We start from the raw sequence: 19,698 nt of genomic DNA on the forward strand, positions 1-19,698 counted from the left end.
AACCCGGACAAAACATCCATTGTTCGCCTTATTGATTTGGTGTAGTCGTTGTATCCGTTGTATCGGGTTGATTTGGCGAAGTAGTCGTGTCAGTCGTATCGGGTTGATCTGACGGAGTCGTTGTGCCAGTTGTATCGGTTTGACTTGGCTGTACTTCAATGGATTGTATATTGGCAAGATTCTGTTGCAATTTATCAAGATCAGCTTGAGTACCATAGACTTGAACTTGTGAATCATCTTGCAGAGTGATAACTCCTTTTACCAAATTATTCTCGGTCATCCATTGAGGATCCTCAGCAAATAGCGGAGTTGAAAAGGTCAGAACTAATGCTAACGCGGATGACTTGGCTAATATTTTCATAATGCACTCCTTGCATAAACAAACATCAGTTATGCTGTTAAAAGAGAAAGTAACGTATAAATTATAGACTACTCCCAGCTATAAAAATGACTTTTCACCGCAATATTTGAACTTATAGTCAAAAATAACACCTCCGGATTAATCATTTGAAAAAGTGATATTGTGACTTTCACTAAACAGCAAGATCTGTGGCCGTTAGCTAAAATGTAAAGTTCCATTGTGAAGTATTAGTTGGCTTTGAAGGTGGTTGATGAATATCTTTTATATTATGAATCATGTCATCTCGTTTAAACCAACGCTCATCAGACCAGTGATAAAAATCGAATACTTGATATCCCATACTTTTCAGCTGAGTTATACCAGTATTTTGATGATTTTCTTTTCCTTTTTCGAATATCTCTGACACACGCAGTACATAAAACGGATTTTCTGGAACCGCTTCCATAGCCATTTTATAATGCTGATTAATATCTGGAGCATTGATATCAAAAAAGTATTGAACATCGGCCAGCAGATAATGCGCTTTACCAAGTTTTAAGCGCAAGGCTTTATCTCGGGTTCCTTCCAATAGAGTGATTAATTCCTCCAATGTTTTAATTAAAATGGATATTTCTTGCTGACGTTTGATCTTATGTTTTCTGATAGAATCAAAATCAGAAGAATGATAATAAAAAGCAATTTTTTCACGCAAAGTATCCACTCGGCGCATCAATCCGGTTGCAAGGGCGTGCTTATGATGTTTTTGCTCTTCTTTATTGCTTGGGCGGCATTCTCGTAGCAGAGTAATTGCTTTTTGAACTCGGGCAATATCGCTGTCTTCTGATTTATGTAAGTCCATATCAGCATCAATTAATAGCAAAGCATATAAACGTTTATGAGTGTATAAATCCTCCAGGTATTCATCACATGGATACAGATGATAAGCCGCCTTTTTTTGTTCAAGGCTCTGGAGATAATACTGTTCTGCCTTTTCCCAATTTTTATTTCCTCTGTAAGTTTTACCACTTACATAGGCTGTTTCCGCCTCATCAAAAAATATTTTAGCCAGTGATTGACGTGCAGAAATTGAAAACAAGTCAGGGGATTTTTGTTTCTTGAAGACATCATAGGCTTTTTCATAATGTTGCTCTTGAATTTCAATATGAAATGCCGCATTGGGACTAATTACTTCAATATTAGAGTAAAATTGTTTTGCAAGAAGATACTGCTGTTTTTCAATATAGTATTTCGCCAGGATAGCAGCTATTGGAGTGTCCTTTTGAATTAAAGAATAACGTTTTGTTTCTGGAATCGCCAACAAAAACTTTAGAACCAGATTAGAATCGTTCAATATTTCCAATAAATTAAACGCCTGTTCATATTCCTTTTGACCAAGATGATATTCAATAAATTTCTGAGCATCTCGTTTCGCTATTTCAGAATCATATGCAAGGGCTAGTGCGAGATAACGAGGACGTGGGTCTGTCCAGAGTATCCTTAAAAAGAAGGAAGGTACAACCGTATTTTTAGCCTTATCACAATAGTATTGAGCAGCCGCTCGAGAGTATTTACTATTTTGTATAAAGAACAATTCTCCTGTTGAAGAGCCTTTCCGATCAAGAGCGCTAATCACCTCTGCAATTAGCCTGTCGTCTTGAGGATCCAATTGCGGAACCAGCTCCCATTCGCCCGCATTTACCCAACTTTCACCAAAGCGATGATTAGAGTTTAGCCTTTGATAGGAGTAATCCATTCCAAGATAAGGCTCAACTTTGAAATAGTGATTCACTATTTTAGTCTGCAATTGCTCAGTGGTTAAGTCATCGCTGTTCTTAACGGCCAGAGCACAAATCTCAGGTGACATGGAGTAATTTCTGACGGATGAAAAATCGGGCTGAAGAAATTGTTTGGTATATCCATAATAGGCGAGCTTATTTAGCGTGTATGAGATTTTTTCTGGATGGCAATGGTTATCAAAGCCAAACCAACCTTTAACAGTTTGAAAGGCGTACATAAACCAGTTAGTAGACTTTATCTCATAACCATTGGTATAAAGATATTTTGCAGAAGAGAGTTCATACCATAAATGGGTATACTGTATTTGATTCAGTTGGAACAGAAGAACATCAGGGTAATATTCCATAATCCCCCTAAGATGGGGCGGTATTCTCTTTAATAATTCAATATTAATATAAGGCATTTTTATCTAAAACAGACCTGTATAAAATGGAACAGAGAGTATATTAAATTTTCATTAAGAAATTATTAATAGGGACTGATACTCCAGGGCATTATCATGACAATCGTTAATTGGCCAGTTTTTATAATCATTAGCAAACGAGATTCTTTTGAGAAGCATCCACGGAATTGCCACCATCACAAAACAATGAATCGGCTTCCTAAACGAATTATTGCTCAGATTGTATAAGAAGGAACATTTTCCTCCAGCCGCTCCAGGAGAGCCTTGCCCAATAGACTTTCTTTTAATGCAGGTACATATAGCGTATGTTTTTCTATCATTTCCCTATCAAATTGAGTTTTAAATTCCTGCACGGTGTTTTCATAATGTTCGTCAGTGACTTTTCCCTTTTTAAGCGCAGTGTAATAAATGAAAAACTGTTGCAGTTGGGTTTTATCCATCCCTCTTAATAACTGACTGGTTTCATACGGGCTTAAATTTCTTGCCACGGCATTCTGAGCAATCCTTATTAGTTTAAAATCTTCATTTTCAGATTTTTCAGATTTTTCGTAAGTCATAATACTCCTCAATTCATCTTGTTGATTTCGATAAAATACTGGGGGTTTTGGCAATTGATCCCAGTGCCTGCGAGCCGCCTTCACCTCCAGACATCTGTGCTATCCATTGCAAGCTCGCTTGATATTATTCATTATGTCCTTTCGGTAAGCAAGCGTAAGATGTTTATCATGATTGCACTTATGATTCTTTTTCTACCTTAAATGGTATTGCAAGCAGCCTCATATAGATTCGGCAACTCAACTGATAAATTGCGTGTGGAGATGCGACAGGAATAATGTCTGTACAAATCTTGCTGCTCTTCAAAACTCACCCCTCAACAAAACCAGATCACGAGCTATTCTTTGATTTACTCAACAAAATATTGACAAAAGACAAAACAAGAACCATGATGACCAATTTAAAATCATGTGCTTGGGGGAAGTAATGCCCAACAATCCAGCTGACCTTTTTGAAGCTCTAGTGGGAACTACGGCTAAAATATTGAGGGCACGGTATCACAAAATACCTCTTAGCTATGTTCTTTTCAAACCATATGAATCACCAGAGGATGTTTTTTTCCGAACAACTTCCATTTTTACTGCCCCGCCAATCTGCTTGCTTCTCTCAGCAGGCAGCGCTGTATATTCTGGTTTTTATTTATTGATGGCGTGCACTATGCCGACCGATACCGATGATCGACCTTATCGTGACATGATGGATTCAGCAAAAGACATGGCGAGCTTTTCTATACAATTCCTGTTTGCAACAATCTTCGCCTCACTTGTGAATTTAATTGACTTGATTTTTAGTGTGGTTCCAACCGTATGCAATACCTTGAAGGAACTATAAACTGAAACTTCTTATGGTACTGTCAAAAAAGATATGTCGTAAAAATAAATTGCCTATGACATTCAGAATTTTAGTAAAAAAACATTAAAGGGGTATAAGATTCCTCTTCATACGATTTGCCATTGTTTTTAACATAGCTGTCTCTGGCTTCAAGTGCCGATTTATTCGCATTTTGACAAACCTGAGCAATACCAGCACCATCTTTTCGGTTAAGATAATGTCCAATCAGTTGGCCAATTTCAGCGGGGAGGCCAACTTGTTTATTTTCCAATGACGATTCTTCCTTTATTTCATCTGATGGGGAATAAGGACTCCACATTAAAAACAGGCCAGCCGCAGCAGCAAGGGTGAATTCTTTCTCTTCTAATGAGTCATAACGCCGCGTATTATTTCGTCTGCGAACCCTCTGATTTGTCCACATAATATCGTGGTTTGTTATTTTCATTTAACTTCTAACAATGCCTTGCAAAAAAGCGAATCATACCCCAATAGCCAATTTTTTGCCACAAAGCCCATAAATAGACTTCTTTCCAAAGAAGTGCGAGGAGAAACGAAGCACAAAACCGGAGTGTATCGCTTGGCGTATGGGGTTCGAACACCGTATCGACGACGCAATTCCCTACGGCAGCAGAGTCCGGGAAGAGGTCTAATCTCTAAAACGCTCCACAGGTTTGTGACAATAGGGAGTTTTGTGGTGTTTAAAATAGTAATCCTGATGATAATCTTCAGCAGGCCAAAATACTTGTGCCTGCAGCAATCGGGTAGCGACCTGATAGCCGTTGTTCTTTAATAACTGAATTAATGAGGCCGCATCCTGGAATTGATCCTGATTAAAATAAAACACCGCGCTCAGATATTGCTGCCCTAAATCAGGCCCTTGGCCATTCGCCTGGGTTGGGTCATGAATTTCAAAAAAGCGTTTTAAAATATCGTAATAGTTCGCTTTTTTACAATCGTAAACGACGCGAACAGCCTCATAATGCCCTGTTGCACCACCACAAACCTGCTCATAAGTGGGCTCTAAAACATGGCCGCCCGTATAACCGGACTCCACTTTTAACACCCCGGGAATCTGCTTTAGATAATATTCCACTCCCCAAAAACAACCACCAGCCAGTATGGCTTCTTCCGTATCCAGTACTTCATCATCCGCCACAAAATCCAAAGAAGCGGAATTAACGCAATGGCGTAAATTCTTATGGGTCAAGTACTCGCCTGTAAACACATGCCCCAAATGAGCATCGCAACGCGCGCACAATATCTCGGTGCGTTGACCATCGACATCCGGCTTTCTTGCCACTGCATTGACTATTTCACCATCAAAACTGGGCCAACCACAGCCTGAGCTGAATTGGCTTTCACCACGAAACAGAGCCAAACCACAACGCCTGCATAAATACGTCCCATGAGTCGCCACTTGATTGTAAGATCCAGTATGAGGATATTCCGTGGCTTTATCGCATACGATCCTTTTGACAGCTGGAGTTAAGCTCGCGGTTTTATCGAGATAATCACTCATGTCCTACTCTCCTTTAAACTCGATCCCGTGAAAGAACCTCCCGAACTCCCCTACGGCATCAACCTCGAGGTTCATTACTGAACTATTTTGCGGCAAAGATCCTGCCAATCTGGGTTTATCCTTTGATCAAAAATTATAGCAGTATTGGCAGCTTTTGCATTGCAATTCTGAAAATAGGGGGTTAAGCAAAAATTATTTGTTACATTTGAGAATGCTGAGGGTCTTGAGGTCAATGCCGTGGGGCTTCATTTACTTATGAATTAACACAACAGACCTTAGGTGTATCGCAAAATTATTTTTTATGAATTTCAGGATTAATCCAAATCCAAGTAGGCTCTTTTACTGGTTCATTTCGTTCTTCAATACTATTATAGATATTCTGAGTAAATACTCCTATCTCACTAAAATTTGAATTTAGTGTATCAACATCAGATTGTGTTAAATGGAACTCAGCAGCTTGTGGGATGTAATCAAATTTTGCAGGAGATCTTATCAAAAAATTAACCGAGTATGTTCCGGCCTTCCAAATGAATTTTTCTCTTAGAAAATGCTCATACTCATTTAGATTTCTCCATATAAAGTCAATATTTTTTCCTTCTTTTTTCAATTTTTTTGCTGTTTCAATCTCCTTGAGCAAAGCATTAAATTTTTTCCTATTTTCATCAATAAAATCCTTTTCTTGGAATCTGAAATATTTTTCTGCTAATGATAAACGGCTTATTTTAAGAGCAATTGGTGTGACATTTTTTTGAACTATTTGACTTTCATTTGGCGGATTGGAGCCGACTTTTATCACCTCGCTAAATACTTCATTCATACCCATCCAATGAAAGTTATAAGTCGCACCATTTTCATGTTTAAGCTCAACACCAATAAAATCAATAACTGTATCTTTTTTACTTACATCAATAGATAAGCGTAAGTTAAAAATTGGACCGAATACTGTATGACCAATCTCTGCTATTCTGTCCGGTATAATTCTTATTGCAGGTTTTGTAAAATAATCGTATATCCATTGCGCTAAATGTGGTATCCATGCTAGAGCGCCAATATACGCAACAATTTCAGTTGAATTCATCCTACATTCCTTCGAGGCAGAAAATTATATTTCCTTTAAACCTAAATACACTTTACTTGATGGAAATCGACCTACTATATCAAGTTCATCACCAAATGCATCAATATAACGTTTTAATGTCAATAGTTTCATAATCTTACGCCTTTCCGTTCTTGAAACATTAGCTTGAGTTATAGCGCAACTTCTTCTTGAAGATATCAGAGAATTTATACAAAAGGTATCTTTATAAGTAGAGAAAATACTGAATGGTTTTCAACATTATTATTCTAGGGTGTCGTAACTCCATGAAAGTGTCACATTCAGTTACCTTATAAGTTCCCAAAGAACTAAAAGGAGACTGGTTGTATGGGAGTACTAATGATGAATAAGCAAGAGCGCCAGAGAAAGGCGGTGTTAGAGATGGTAAAGCAAAGACGGATTAGTCTGGTGCAGACATCACAGCAATGTGAGTTGAGTTATCGGCAAACACTAAGAATATATCAACGCTATGAGCAAAAAGGCGATGCAGGTCTAATCCACGGTAACCGTGATCGAGTCTCAAGCCGAAAAAAACCGCATCAAGTCTGAATAACTAACTGTAGATTTAATGAAATTTGTATAATTAAACATAGTTTTTTAAACTATCTAGGCCATGAATGGTCATATTTTGTCTATTTTAATGGGTGCTAGAATATGTTCAATGTTTTATTAATATTAAAAAGCGTTTCTAGCCAATGTAGCTTAGGAATAATATTGAGATAAATGAACAGAGGAATTGTTTAAATTAATGGTTGTTTCTTTATAACGATGAAAAGCAAGTCAAAGTTAGTTCAATAAATCTGGTTAATTAATCTATCTTAATATAGTTAAAATTTTAATGAGTTAATTAACCAATATGACTCAAGATCACCTACTCAATTAAGAGTGTCGTTTAAATTATCAACAGTACCTTTTGATCGGTTCATATTAAAGCTTTTATCGAGAAAATCTTTTAAATAATTTATATTCACTATATTAACCAGATAAGTAAATACTTGATTATCTCCCAACAAGGTTAATAATCTTGTATTTGGTATTGCTTTATGTTTAACCCATTTATGGAGTGTGGCAGATGTTGGTGTTTGTTCATAATCAATAACCCATATTTGTGCATTTGTTACAATAAGTGGCATTATATGTATTGTATTGTTTGAGTTAAGTCTATTTTGAATAGTCGAAGACACTGCACATAAAGCATTTGAAACCTGAGTCTGGGCCTTATAAAAATTATTCTCTGTATCATTTTTTGATAATTTTTTTAACTGGTGTTGTTCTTTTGTAAAGAAATCACCTGTAAACGTACAAAAAAGGCCAGTCCCACCAAACCCCATGATTCTGCTATGTTTATCAATTTCTCTTCTACTATAGAGTGATTCTGAATTATCAGGATCTTTAACCAAGATTAACATTGAGTTACTTGCTGTTCCCTTGCATTCAACTATGAATAGGCGATCATTTAACTCTGCTTGAACATCTAGTTCCAAGAGCTCACCATCATATTGATATAATTTATTAATTTCAGTCGAGTAGCCTTTCGCCTGAAATAAATTCTTGGTTTTAAATTCCAGATTAAATCCATATTTCTCAGCTGCCTTAATAACCAAGTCCACATCAGAAGTACTCACATTTTTCTCCTTAATGAATTGTTTGTTTCTTGTGGCGATTGTTATGCTACATTCTAATTCTCAGATGATTTTCTGGCACCATAATTTGATGAAGAATGGCAATAATTATTATTGAGTTTTGGTATTGTGTGATAATTGATCATATGGCTACCGTATGAAAATCAACAACGGGATTTCTAAGTATGATACTTAAACCAAACAGGCAATACTTTAGTCAAATACACCATAAACTTCCACAAGCCCACCTGTTGCTCAACAGTCCCAAATGGATCGACACTGAGTTCAGGGTAAGCGATACCCAGACCAAACAAGCCTGGTCCTATAATGCCCACATGAGGGTTAGGAGTGACGTGTTCGTAATTATCAATGACAATGTTATTACGTCTTTCAAAACCAACCGCGTAAATTACTTTGTCACATTCTGGAAGATGACGGGCAATATTTAATTCGCTCGGATAGTAGCGGACAAGATTGGCAGGTAACACACCGTCGATATGTTTCCTCGCCCAGGCGGCCGTTTCACCTTTCAGCCCTGTGTTGTCGAATAAAATCCAATTGTCCATATTGATGGCGTAGCGGCAAGGGGAGCGATAAAAATTAATCACTTTCTTTACCCCCAATTCAACCAGTGAACGTAAAATCATGATGGCCGAATGGGAAGAACCAAAGACTCCATAAGTCTCATTGGTATCAACAAAATTGGCAAGACGCTGTTTATCGATTGCCACTTCAAAAGGCACGATATTAACACCGGGATAATTGAGGCTGGATGGGACGGCTCCTGTGGCTAAAATAACATTTTTTGCTTTATATCGTTGGGTATCAGAGCATAAAGACCAACAGCCTCCTGACAGAGACATGTTATGAATGACGGTCTCTTCTGCAATGACCTGATTCAACAGGCCTGTGGTAACCCATTGCAAAGGATCTGCCACGTCACTCAACTGACAGGTATTCTCAGGATCCAGGCGGCTTAAATGAAAATCTCGAGATACTTTTTTATAGGAAAATGAGTCCGCAGCCTGCAGAAAACTGGAGAAAAGCTTGACCGTAGTATTACTGGAAACGTGTCGCCAGAGCTGCCCCAAATCTCCCACTTTAAAATGAGGATCAATCCATAATATTTCAGAAGGCGTGATACCATAATCCAATAATTTCCCTACTGCTGCAATTCCGGCAGGCCCCGCACCTACAACTGACCACTGAAACGATTTTTGATTCATTTAAGTTGGATACCTATGATTTATAAATCATTTTAAATGCTTATGGTATTGATGAAATCCACTGAACGATTAGCTCAGTGGATTTCATCAATAGATAGTTATGCAAGGGCTCGAACTACCTTATGCTTTAAATCATTGTCCCTGGCAAATCTTATCCGCCATATAGCCAATGGCTCCGGCATAATAGATAGAATTGTTATACCGCAAGATCATTTTGTAATTGGGAAAAGCCAGGAAAGTCGGGCCGCCATAAGGCTGTACAATACTGGCTTGCAAATTTTGATAGGGCAGTGGTTGACCACTTTCCGTTCGCACCCCTAAAGCATTCCATTCACTGACTGGTTTGACAATACCTTTACCTTCCAGTTTCATATCAAACTTGGAAGGAAGCTTCACTTGAATAGCCCAAGGCTCGCCGGAGTGCCAGCCATTTTGTTTCATATAATTGGCTATGGAAGCAAACACATCCGGTTTACTTTTCCAAATATCTTTTCTTCCATCCCCATCATAGTCGACGGCGTATTTTACCCAACTGGATGGTAAGAATTGTGGCTGGCCAGAAGCCCCGGCCCATTCTCCTTTGAAATCAGCCAGGCTGACATGCCCGCCTTTAAGGATGTGTAAAGCAAGAAATAATTCTTTGCGGAAAAAATCCTTGCGGTTTGAATCATAGGCCAAAGTGGCTAAGGCATTAATCACCGGGAAATTCCCCATATAGGATCCATAGCTGGTTTCCATGCCCCAAAAAGACACAATAAAGCAAGGGTTAACTCCAAATTGTTGGGCAACTTCTTCTAATATTTCCTTATTTCTCTTGTACTCTTTCCGTCCAATCGCAATCCGGTAATTATCCGCGCGAGTATTGCGATATTTCATGAAAGTTAACCGATGTTCAGGTTGAGAGCGTAAAAATCCTTTTATTTTTCGACTGGGTTCATGAATCCCGGCAAACGCTTCATCAAATAAACTGGGTGGAATTCCTTGTTGTAACGCTTCTTCCCTAACTCCTGCAACCCATTGATTCCAACTTTGACTGGCATACGTGAACTGATTGAATAGCATAAATGCAATAATGAGCCCCCACTTTTTCATAGCTCTCCCCTAATTTATATTTATAATTCGTTAACTTCTAATTTCGACCAACTTTTATTTCTCTTTAATTTTTTATAAAAAACACTATCTTAAATTAATTGCCTATGTGTATTCTTATAAGATAGCTCATTTATTCCAAATTAGCCTACTATGGAAATCCAACGACTGGATGTCAACACACTTTATGCTGCTATTTTAACGGCCTGTGATTCTGTTATTACAAATCGCGACAAGCTCAATGCCATTAATCTGTTTCCAGTTGCTGATGGAGACACCGGTGACAATATGTCCTCTACAGCAATGGCTATCATAAACCATTCTTCAGCAAAGCCTACTTTGGGTGAAACCATTCAATCATTGGCCAATTCAGCGCTCATGGGAGCCCGAGGTAACTCTGGAATGATATTTTCACAATTTTTTAATGGCCTTACTGAAACACAACTCCCTTCTGAATCCATTGATATCCAAACCTTTGCCAAGCTGATTTCCAAAGCCTGTCATAGCGTACGCTCTGCCATTTTACATCCTGTCGAAGGAACAATTATCACAGTAATGGACGCCTGGTCAGCAAGTATCAATAAATTAGCTCAAGAAATTGACTGTTTTAAAACATTGCTCAAGCAAACCTTGGTAGAAGTTAATCAAGCCTTACAAGGTACAGCTACCACGCTTCCCATTCTTAAAAAGGCACAAGTTGTCGATGCTGGCGCTTTGGGATTTTATCATTTCATCAGTGGATTCACCGATTACCTGTTTAATCCAAGAGCAACCAACATAAACCAAATCCATTTAGACGATTTACAATCCCATCACGAATCATCCCCTGATGGTTCCCCGCCAAAACTAAGGTATTGTACAGAAATCATGCTGTCAGGGGAATCTATTAATAGAGTGCTTATCGCCAAACAACTTGAACAATTTGGGGATAGTATAGTAAGCAGCGGCAATGAACGACTATGTCGCTTTCACGTCCACTGCATGCAACCCTCCAAAGTGTTTGACATGTTAATTAATGAAGGAACAGTTACTCAAGCGAAAGCCGAAGACATGCTAAGGCAATTTGAAATTCTTCACCGACGGAAATATCCCGTAGCTCTGGTTACCGATTCCAGTGCCGACATACCTCAAGAAATCCTGGATAATAATCAAATTCATATCATTCAATTAAATATGCATATAGATGAGCATCATTTGCTTGATAGAATAGGCGTTCATCAAAATACCTTTTATAACAATTTAGCCAAGCTGCGAACATACCCCAAAACGTCCTTTCCATCGACGGCAATAATCTCTAAACAAATCAGCCACTTGGCGGCTCACTATGAACATGTACTTATTCTTCCTATTGCTCAAGCCTTAAGTGGAACACACGATGCCATAGTCAAAGCAACAGAGGATTTGCCTAATGTTCATGTTATTGATTCATGCCTTGCTTCGGGTGCCTTGGGATTACTGGTAAGCCATGCCGCGCAATTAATTCATGCCGATCTTGAAATAAACGAGATTAAAAAGAGATTGTCTTTAAGAATCCCCAAAATTCATTTGGTTATCTATGTAGAACAATTTGAATCTTTGATTCGCAGTGGTCGAGTGAGCAAATTCAGTGGGAAAATTGCTAAATTGGCTAATCTGAAACCCATTATTGGCCTTAATAAAGAAGGTAAAACGGTTCTGCTTGATAAAGCATTTAGTAAAACCAAGGCTTTGGGCAAGATAGTCAGTTATATCAACTCATTACAACAAACTCAGGAACTAGAGCAATACGGCATAGTACATGCCGGAGTGCCTGAAAATGCTATCCAATTTGCTGAGCTTACTACAGAGGCTTTTGGAAAGCAGCCTTCTTTCATCGAACCTGTTTCTACTGCTATTGGTTTGCACGCAGGCAAGGGTAGTATTGCTTTGACAACTATGATGAAATAAACAGGGCTGACGAAAAATTCCAATCTCTTCGTTAAAAAGGATTTTTATGATTTGGATTGCCATCGTTTACTGTGTCTTGTTCTTACACATGTGTCTGATTTGGTGTCTTTATCGATATTTAAAAAACCCTTCTGTTGTTGATGTCGGATGGGCATCTGGATTAACTATCAGTGGATTAATTTATCTTTTTTCTCAATCCTGTTCATTACGTACTCTGATTCTTGGTTTTCTACTTTTTCTTTGGGGATGTCGCTTGGGGGTTTATCTTTGGGTAACACGGATTAGAATAGGCCTTCTTGATAAACGTTATGAGACACTAAGCGATTCCTGGAAAATAGCAAAACCGTTGGGGTTCTTTCTCAATTTTCAATTACAAGGGCTATTCATTTTAATGATTTCTATCCCCTGGTTTTTCAGTGGAATGGAAGCTAAGGATTATTTAGCAGGGCTAGATTATCCGGGTATCCTTCTTGTCCTGATAGGTCTTACTGGAGAAACCATCGCGGATAATCAACTTCAGCAATACAAAAAAAATCCAATAGCTCCAGTATGCATTAACGGCCTTTGGCATTATTCAAGGCACCCTAATTATTTTTTTGAATGGCTGGTGTGGTGTGGGTTTACCGTATTTGGCTTGAGCTCACCCTATGGCTTCATAGGTCTCGTCTCACCACTTACCCTTTATTTGATCATGACGCAGGTCACTGGACCAATGACGGAAAGAGGTTCAATTAAGTCACGGGGCCAAGCCTATATTGACTATCAAAAGGCAACTCCGATGTTTTTTCCCAAATTAAAATAAGCCTGTATTAATACAGGCTTATTTAATCGGGAATTAAACTATAAAGCTTCCATGAATTTCGTCAAATCCGACTTCTCTTCAGTAGTCAACTGCAATTGCAACACCAGATTAAAAAACTCGACTGTATCAGCCAGGGTTAAAAGTCGGCCGTCGTGCATATAAGGAGGGGAGTCCTTGATACCTCTTAAGGGAAAAGTCTTAATAGGGCCATCTCCTACAGCCATCATGCCATTCATCATTTGCGGCTTGTAAAATTTCTCTGTCTGCAAGTTATGCATGGTATTGTCAGTATAATAAGGAGGAGTATGGCAAGTAGCGCATTTTGCTTTCCCGAAAAACAGTGCTTGTCCACGTAATTCTTCCGGGGTTGCTTTTGCCGGATCGAGTTTTCCTTCCCAATTCAACTTGGGCGCAGGAGGAAAATCTAAAATCTCCTGAAATTCAGCCATGAAATGAACCTGGCTGCCACGCTCCAGAATATTGACACCCTTTTTCGTAGCAATGACTGGATCACCATCAAAGTAAGCTGCCCTTTGTTCAAATTCAGTGAAATCTTCAACTGATTTTAAAGCGCGCTGGGATCCAAACAAACGTTGTATGTTGACACCGCGTAAACTGGGTGTGTTAATACGATGGCGAAACTCTTGTGGACGAATGTCACCAACCAAATGGGTCGCCTTGTTAGTATGTCCGTTCGCATGGCAATCAAAGCAAGCCACACCTCGACTGGGCTTCTCAGTACGTCGATCTTTGGTTTGGTTGAATTGTTGCTGTGGGAAAGGAGTGACTAATAATCTTAATCCTTCAATCTGCTTGGGATTTAATATTCCATTAAACAATTCATAATAATTCTCAATGGTAACCAACTTGCCTTGGGACACATCACCCAGATCAGGGCGGGTCGTTAAGAAAATTGGAGCAGGGAAGGATGGTAAAAAATGCTCCGGAATATCAAAATCCAAATCAAAGCGAGTTAAATCCCTCTCTTCCTGTTTCTTAATTTCATCGATAGCGATCTTGGGAAATAACATCCCTCCTTCCGCATGATTAGGATGAGGCAATGGTAAAAACCCTTGCGGGAACAATCCCTTGGCTTTGATTTCTTCCGGTGTCATTTGCGACAGTTTGTCCCAGGTCATCCCTTCAGGCAATTTAATCCTGACTCCTTCCTGAATAGGTTTGCCACCTGTCATCTTTGTCGTTTTGGAAGGGTTATTGCTTAAATCATATCGATCTTCCAAAAGCTTTTGCTGCTTTGCATTGATGCCATCCTTTGCTGCGCTCATCCTTTGCAAAATACTCTGAAAGGTCTCATTAATCACTACTGGAGCATAGCTTGAGGGTAATGATGGTTTGGTATTGTTTGAAGACGATGGGGCAGGGGTATCGGCAAAAACCAGTGAAACTGTGCTCGAAACTAACGTGGCCAGGGCTAAAGCTCTTTTTAACATATAAAATTCCATTTATTTGAATAGCTTATGATCATAAAATACTTATAAATCCAATGCAATAAATCGATTTGGATAAACAGAGCAAGATCATACCATTTAGAGTTAATTTAACAGCCCTGTTTTGTCCAAATTACCGTCATCCTGGTAAAACGAAGGATCTTCTCATTTGAGCATCGGAAATTATCTTCAGGAGGTCCTTCGGCTCGCTCAGGATGACATCGTTTTGTTTATATTGAAAATAAAATTGATGATTTATTATTGTCCTGGAAGGTTGATTTATCGATTAAGCAACCTATAGGCATTCAAGATTTGCTTGAACCTATTGAACGAGCAGGTACCCTGTTTTGCTTAAAAAAACTATAGATTTTTTCAATAAACTACTCACTTCGCAAAGATACCATAGGTTCTAATTTTGAAGCACGTCGAGCTGGATAAAATCCGAAAAATATTCCCGTTGCCGCGGAAACCAGAAAGCCTGCGATAGGCGGAAGTAAATAGATGGTAAAAGTCCAATCACTGAAATAAGCCACTATTCTTGTAAAAATCAACCCTAAAATGACCCCGAGTATGCCTCCTAATAAGGACAACATAACCGACTCAACCAGGAACAACGCTTGTATTTCTTTATTCTTGGCACCTACAGCCTTTCGAATACCAATTTCTTTCTTTCGCTCACTAACAGAAACCAGCATCACGTTCATCACACCGATGCCGCCAACGAGTAATGAGATCCCACCAATTACTGCTAACAATAAGGTAAAGATACGACCCTGATTTTCCATGCTGGCTATGATTTGTTTTGCACTGCGAGGAAAAACACTTAATTTGGGCGCCTGGGAATTAATGATTTCCTTTATTTCATTAATGACCTCGTCAATTGGGCTGTCTGGCTTAAGTAGTAACACAGCATTACTGATTTTGGCATCCTTGCTCACCAGGCTCATTCCGGCAAGGGGAATAATGACTGCCTGATTAATGTCTTCATTAAAAAATCCATTTTCCTTCCAACGATCTGCGACACCAATGATGGTATACAGTGATTGCCCTATGCGTAATTGTTTTCCAATAGGGTCATCGAGACTGATTTCCTTTATTTGTTGCGCCAGACCATTCCCAATGACACAAAAATGCTCAAAGGAATCTAAAAAGGAAACAAAATGTCCCTGTGACAAAGTAACATGAACGATATCGGCCAGATTTTCATCAGCCCCAATAATCGCCCCCTGCATCACCTTCCCGTTAAAGCTTAACGTTTGATAGGCCGTACTATAAGGTGCAATTTTTAACACATAAGGGATGCGTTCAGCAATTTGCTGCCATTGATCTACCGATAACGAATCCGATTCACTGTGTGATTTGCTCGGTACCTTTTGATAAACAGAAACAGCTAATAAATCCGTACCTAATGCCTTAAATTGCTCTAAAGCTTTTTCCGTTGCCAATTGCCCGCAACTGATCAAAGCCACTACTGCAGCAGTTCCCACCAGGATTCCTAATACAGCCAAAAGAGATCTCAATTTGGAGGCTGTTAAATTAACCAGGGCTTGTTGACAATGGTTGAAAAAATTCATTGCCCGGACTCCGCTATGATTGCTCCATCTGCTAAAGTAATCCTTCGCTTGCATTGAGCGGCAACGTGCTCATCATGCGTCACCATGATAATGGTGCGCCCTTCGCCATGTAAGGACAAAAACAAATTCATTACCTCAGTACCTGTTCTTGAATCAAGCGCACCAGTAGGTTCATCGGCGAGGATAACTTGAGGATCAGTGACCAATGCCCTGGCTATAGCCACTCGCTGTTGTTGACCGCCAGACAGTTGAGTTGGTCTGTGACGCATATACTGTTGCATTCCAACTTTCTTCAGAGCCTCTTCCACTTTTTCTTTGATTAGAGTCGGACTGACTCCTCTATAAGTCAAAGGTAAGCCCACATTTTGCATTGCCGTAAACCGAGGAAGCAAATTAAACTGCTGGAAGACAAAGCCTATGTTTTGATTACGTAATTCGGCGGCCTGATCATCCGTTAAGCTGGCTACATTTCTATTTTTTAAGGTATAACTCCCCGAATCGGGTTTATCCAATAAGCCAATGATGTTCATTAGAGTCGACTTACCCGATCCGGAAGCCCCTACAATAGCAAGTAAATCGCCTTCATTCACCGTTAAAGAGACTTCTTTTAATACCGTAGTACTGATGCCTTCAAGATGATAAATCTTCACCAAATCAGAAAGTTTGATTAACGGTTTGTCAGTCATAAACCACCACATCTCCTGATTTAAGACCACTCTCAACCACCACAGTATCGGCCTGGGCTGTACCTGTCGTGATGATACGTTTCTGAATTGGGCCTTGTGCTAATTGCACTTGAACAATGCTGTTGCCTTTCTCTCTTTTGACAGCCGCAATAGGTACTAACAGTTGGTTATTGGATTCCACATTCAGTTCTATTGAGGCACTCATACCCACTTTTATCCATGACTGCTGCTCGGGAGTTAATGAGCTAACCTCTACTACTGCTGTAAATGATGGTAACCCTGCATTGCTGGTGTTTGATGCCTGAGCATTCACTGCAACCAATTTGCCTTTTAATTGATGCTTGCCAAACGCAACACCACTAATGGTTGCATCCATTCCCGGACGTATTTTATCAATATCTATTTCGGGAACATCAATTTCTACGCTGATTCCTTTCAGATCACCTATCAAAGCGATAACTTGACCGGATTTTATGGTTGATCCTACAGTCACTCGATTGTTTTTATCCTCACCTGACTTGGGAGGGTAGAGCATAATTCCGTCACTAGGTGCCTTCAAATGAATCAAATTATGCTTTGCGGTAAGGATCTTTCGGACCTTTTCAAAATCAGCCAGACTTAGATTGGATAAGCTCTGAGTGTTTTTATCGTCCATTTTTTCTAACATTTCCGAAAGCTTGCGTGTCGCCTGCATCAAAGTGACTCGTGCCGTATCCACCCCTGATTTTTCACTTAAATAATTATTTTTGGATATTAAGCCTGCATTCCACAATTCTTCTGTACCAACAAATTTCGCCTTGGCAATGGAATAACTGTCTTTTGCTTTTAAGTAATCCGTCAAAGTATCGTTATACTGTTTTTGCAATTCATTTGAATTTAAAGTTAAAACAATATCCCCTTTTTTTACCATCTGGCCATAATGAAAATTCATGGTTTCAACCACTGCTTCCATTGGACTTGTCAGGCTGCTTTCCCTTAATGGTTGCACTGTTCCGGTAAAATGCAAGATCTTATGTAAAGGTTGAGGTTTCACCTCGTAGGTTTTTAATGAACTGGTTTGAGTTTTATCAGAACCACCACAAGAAACCAGAATTAAAATCAGAGATGTTATAGAGAATATTTTTAAATAATTGTTCATCCGCCATACCTTAGTTTAATCTGCCAGTAATCCAGCGTAGTTCCTAAAATCCGTTGCAATGTAGACAACTGATTGAGATAGGCAATCTTTGCCCCTATCAATCCCGATTGCGCTTGAATCAACTGATTCTGAGTGTTATTGACATCCAAAGCACTGGATATTCCAGCCTGTTGTTTTTTCTTTTCCAAAGCGTAAGACTGCTCCGCCAGTTTTACTTGTTTTTGTGCCAATTCATAACGTTTGGCCAAACTCTGAATGTTATTAATGGTGTTGGTTACGTTAGTGATTAAAGCTCTTTTGGTCGCAATAAGATTAATTCTGTCTTTTTCCAACTGCACCTTAGCATTAATTAATTGACTACGCCTCCCGATATCATTCAAGGGAATAGTAAGGGTAATTCGAGCAGATTCCGTAACGTTATTACCATTATAAATACTGTTTACGCCAGTATTAGTACCTGTGACATCATTGACTGCACCTCCTTGTACAGTGCCCGCTAAATCAAGCTGCCAAAGTTGCTGATTTTTTGCAACGGTGTATGCCCGTTCATCAGCACGTAATGCCATTTTTTGCGCCAAATACTGGGTATTATGATTCAGCGCTATATCAATGGATTTCTGCAAATCAGGAACTACTATTTCTTTTATAGTCACATCACTAGGTACTGATATGTGCAAATCAGGGTCGAGCCCTATCATTTGTAATAGCTCCTGAGATGCTATTTTAAAATCATTTTCACCCTGCTCTACCATCAAACTTAAAGACTCTATTTGATAGGATTGTTGTATGTTTCCTGTCGGCTCTAATTGTCCTGCAGCAATCTTTTTTTCGTTAATACGATAGGATTTCCTGGCTTCATCTAATTGCAATCGCTGGTTTTGTAAATTATTCCCACTTAAGATCAACGCCCTGTATGCCATAATAACCTGAGTAATCTGATCTATAACAGATTGCTGCAAGCCGAGTTTATTCAACCATTCTTTATCAATAGCATCCAAAAGCTTTGACTCATTCACGGCTTTGCCAAATCCGCGCAGCAAGGGTTGGGTAATTGACAAATTTAATACAGGATTATAACTGTTGTTCGTAGAAACATTGTTGTCGATAGATACTGAAGCTGTGGTACCAATTTTAGTTTTCAAATTCAATTCAGGGCTAGCTAAAAAAGAATGAGTTGTGTCACTCCCCACCCCCTCAAAAGTACTTTTTTGCAGAACTCCTGAAGCGCCGAGAGCGTACTGTAATTCAAACTCATTATTAGCCAGGCGCAATTGATAACGCTGTATAATTCGATCCAATTCCGCGTTTTGAATATTGGGATTATAACGTAAGGCCAATAGAATCGCTTCCCTTATAGTTAAATGCTGAATTGTTTTCTTCCGCGATTCCGGAGATATTGGTAATTCTATCCAGTTTTTCAACATGTATTCTGGATTGGCTATGGCTTCTCGTAACCTTTTTCCAGCTTGCTCAACCTTCTGTGCTTCGGCATTAGGATCGTCTACCCATGAATAAAGGAAACCGTCGGAGGCTGAGGTTGACTTCGCAGCCCAAACATGAAAGCTAATCAGGCTCAGTAAAATAATTACCTGCAATAAAATTGTGCTTTTATTTGAAAATTTCACCTTTTCTTATCGCCTGTTGAT

At 39.2% G+C, this 19,698-nt stretch carries 18 protein-coding genes; 4 read left to right on the forward strand and 14 right to left on the reverse strand.

Translation table 11 applies throughout. The annotated features are described in order from the left end of the window. Positions 1 to 28: 28 nt before the first annotated feature. From ACZ5EK_RS15355 to ACZ5EK_RS15365, 3 genes are all read right to left on the reverse strand, one after another. Entirely contained in the window at positions 29 to 361 is a 333-nt protein-coding gene (locus ACZ5EK_RS15355; protein WP_464430585.1) for a hypothetical protein, read from the reverse strand. 199 nt (positions 362 to 560) lie between these two features. Then, the gene (locus ACZ5EK_RS15360; RefSeq protein WP_464430586.1) at positions 561 to 2,540 is read right to left on the reverse strand and encodes a hypothetical protein; all 1,980 of its coding nucleotides are present in this window, start codon (positions 2,538 to 2,540) and stop codon (positions 561 to 563) included. A 215-nt stretch (positions 2,541 to 2,755) separates the two neighbouring features. Beyond that, positions 2,756 to 3,097 carry a hypothetical protein gene (locus ACZ5EK_RS15365; RefSeq protein WP_464430587.1) on the reverse strand — a complete coding sequence of 114 codons (342 nt, stop codon included), beginning with the start codon at positions 3,095 to 3,097 and terminating at the stop codon, positions 2,756 to 2,758. A gap of 424 nt (positions 3,098 to 3,521) precedes the next feature. Here ACZ5EK_RS15365 and ACZ5EK_RS15370 point away from each other — a divergent pair, with 424 nt between their 5' ends. Then, entirely contained in the window at positions 3,522 to 3,926 is a 405-nt protein-coding gene (locus ACZ5EK_RS15370; RefSeq protein ID WP_464430588.1) for a hypothetical protein, read from the forward strand. Between the two features lie 70 nt (positions 3,927 to 3,996). Here ACZ5EK_RS15370 and ACZ5EK_RS15375 read toward each other — a convergent pair whose 3' ends face one another. From ACZ5EK_RS15375 to ACZ5EK_RS15385, 3 genes are all read right to left on the reverse strand, one after another. After that, positions 3,997 to 4,371 (reverse strand): hypothetical protein, encoded by a 375-nt coding sequence (locus ACZ5EK_RS15375; RefSeq protein ID WP_464430590.1) that lies wholly within the window; start codon positions 4,369 to 4,371, stop codon positions 3,997 to 3,999. A gap of 201 nt (positions 4,372 to 4,572) precedes the next feature. Then, entirely contained in the window at positions 4,573 to 5,445 is an 873-nt protein-coding gene (locus ACZ5EK_RS15380; RefSeq protein ID WP_464430591.1) for a bifunctional methionine sulfoxide reductase B/A protein, read from the reverse strand. 292 nt (positions 5,446 to 5,737) lie between these two features. Beyond that, positions 5,738 to 6,523 (reverse strand): hypothetical protein, encoded by a 786-nt coding sequence (locus ACZ5EK_RS15385; RefSeq protein ID WP_464430592.1) that lies wholly within the window; start codon positions 6,521 to 6,523, stop codon positions 5,738 to 5,740. Positions 6,524 to 6,880: 357 nt separating this feature from the next. Between ACZ5EK_RS15385 and ACZ5EK_RS15390 the strand changes: the two genes are divergently transcribed. Beyond that, positions 6,881 to 7,090: a helix-turn-helix domain-containing protein gene (locus ACZ5EK_RS15390; RefSeq protein WP_464430593.1), complete on the forward strand. Its 210-nt coding sequence runs from the start codon at positions 6,881 to 6,883 to the stop codon at positions 7,088 to 7,090. A gap of 326 nt (positions 7,091 to 7,416) precedes the next feature. On the opposite strand, the gene ACZ5EK_RS15395 is transcribed toward ACZ5EK_RS15390, so the two are convergent. The 3 genes from ACZ5EK_RS15395 to ACZ5EK_RS15405 all read right to left on the reverse strand — a co-directional run bounded on the left by ACZ5EK_RS15395 (position 7,417) and on the right by ACZ5EK_RS15405 (position 10,481). Beyond that, positions 7,417 to 8,166 (reverse strand): hypothetical protein, encoded by a 750-nt coding sequence (locus ACZ5EK_RS15395; protein ID WP_464430594.1) that lies wholly within the window; start codon positions 8,164 to 8,166, stop codon positions 7,417 to 7,419. A 176-nt stretch (positions 8,167 to 8,342) separates the two neighbouring features. Beyond that, entirely contained in the window at positions 8,343 to 9,389 is a 1,047-nt protein-coding gene (locus ACZ5EK_RS15400; RefSeq protein ID WP_464430595.1) for an NAD(P)-binding domain-containing protein, read from the reverse strand. A 132-nt stretch (positions 9,390 to 9,521) separates the two neighbouring features. After that, the gene (locus ACZ5EK_RS15405) at positions 9,522 to 10,481 is read right to left on the reverse strand and encodes a lytic murein transglycosylase (protein ID WP_464430596.1); all 960 of its coding nucleotides are present in this window, start codon (positions 10,479 to 10,481) and stop codon (positions 9,522 to 9,524) included. Positions 10,482 to 10,631: 150 nt separating this feature from the next. Here ACZ5EK_RS15405 and ACZ5EK_RS15410 point away from each other — a divergent pair, with 150 nt between their 5' ends. Together ACZ5EK_RS15410 and ACZ5EK_RS15415 are read left to right on the forward strand one after the other, a co-directional pair. Then, entirely contained in the window at positions 10,632 to 12,404 is a 1,773-nt protein-coding gene (locus ACZ5EK_RS15410) for a DegV family protein (RefSeq protein WP_464430598.1), read from the forward strand. A gap of 46 nt (positions 12,405 to 12,450) precedes the next feature. After that, positions 12,451 to 13,206: a DUF1295 domain-containing protein gene (locus tag ACZ5EK_RS15415; RefSeq protein WP_464430599.1), complete on the forward strand. Its 756-nt coding sequence runs from the start codon at positions 12,451 to 12,453 to the stop codon at positions 13,204 to 13,206. Positions 13,207 to 13,244: 38 nt separating this feature from the next. Here the strand turns inward: ACZ5EK_RS15415 and ACZ5EK_RS15420 are convergent, their stop codons facing one another. The 5 genes from ACZ5EK_RS15420 to ACZ5EK_RS15440 all read right to left on the reverse strand — a co-directional run bounded on the left by ACZ5EK_RS15420 (position 13,245) and on the right by ACZ5EK_RS15440 (position 19,677). Next, positions 13,245 to 14,657, reverse strand: a complete 1,413-nt coding sequence (locus ACZ5EK_RS15420; protein ID WP_464430600.1) for a cytochrome B6 — start codon at positions 14,655 to 14,657, stop codon at positions 13,245 to 13,247. A 377-nt stretch (positions 14,658 to 15,034) separates the two neighbouring features. Further along, positions 15,035 to 16,228, reverse strand: coding sequence for an ABC transporter permease (locus ACZ5EK_RS15425; RefSeq protein WP_464430601.1), 1,194 nt, complete (start codon positions 16,226 to 16,228; stop codon positions 15,035 to 15,037). Continuing rightward, positions 16,225 to 16,914: an ABC transporter ATP-binding protein gene (locus ACZ5EK_RS15430; protein WP_464430602.1), complete on the reverse strand. Its 690-nt coding sequence runs from the start codon at positions 16,912 to 16,914 to the stop codon at positions 16,225 to 16,227. The genes ACZ5EK_RS15425 and ACZ5EK_RS15430 overlap by 4 nt, the downstream gene beginning before the upstream one ends. Further along, positions 16,907 to 18,052 (reverse strand): efflux RND transporter periplasmic adaptor subunit, encoded by a 1,146-nt coding sequence (locus tag ACZ5EK_RS15435; protein WP_464430603.1) that lies wholly within the window; start codon positions 18,050 to 18,052, stop codon positions 16,907 to 16,909. Before ACZ5EK_RS15435 ends, ACZ5EK_RS15430 begins: the two co-directional genes overlap by 8 nt. Further along, complete coding sequence (locus ACZ5EK_RS15440) at positions 18,049 to 19,677, reverse strand: TolC family protein (RefSeq protein WP_464430604.1); 1,629 nt, start codon at positions 19,675 to 19,677, stop codon at positions 18,049 to 18,051. The genes ACZ5EK_RS15435 and ACZ5EK_RS15440 overlap by 4 nt, the downstream gene beginning before the upstream one ends. Positions 19,678 to 19,698: the final 21 nt, after the last annotated feature.

This window comes from Legionella sp. JM-2024 (assembly GCF_055389095.1).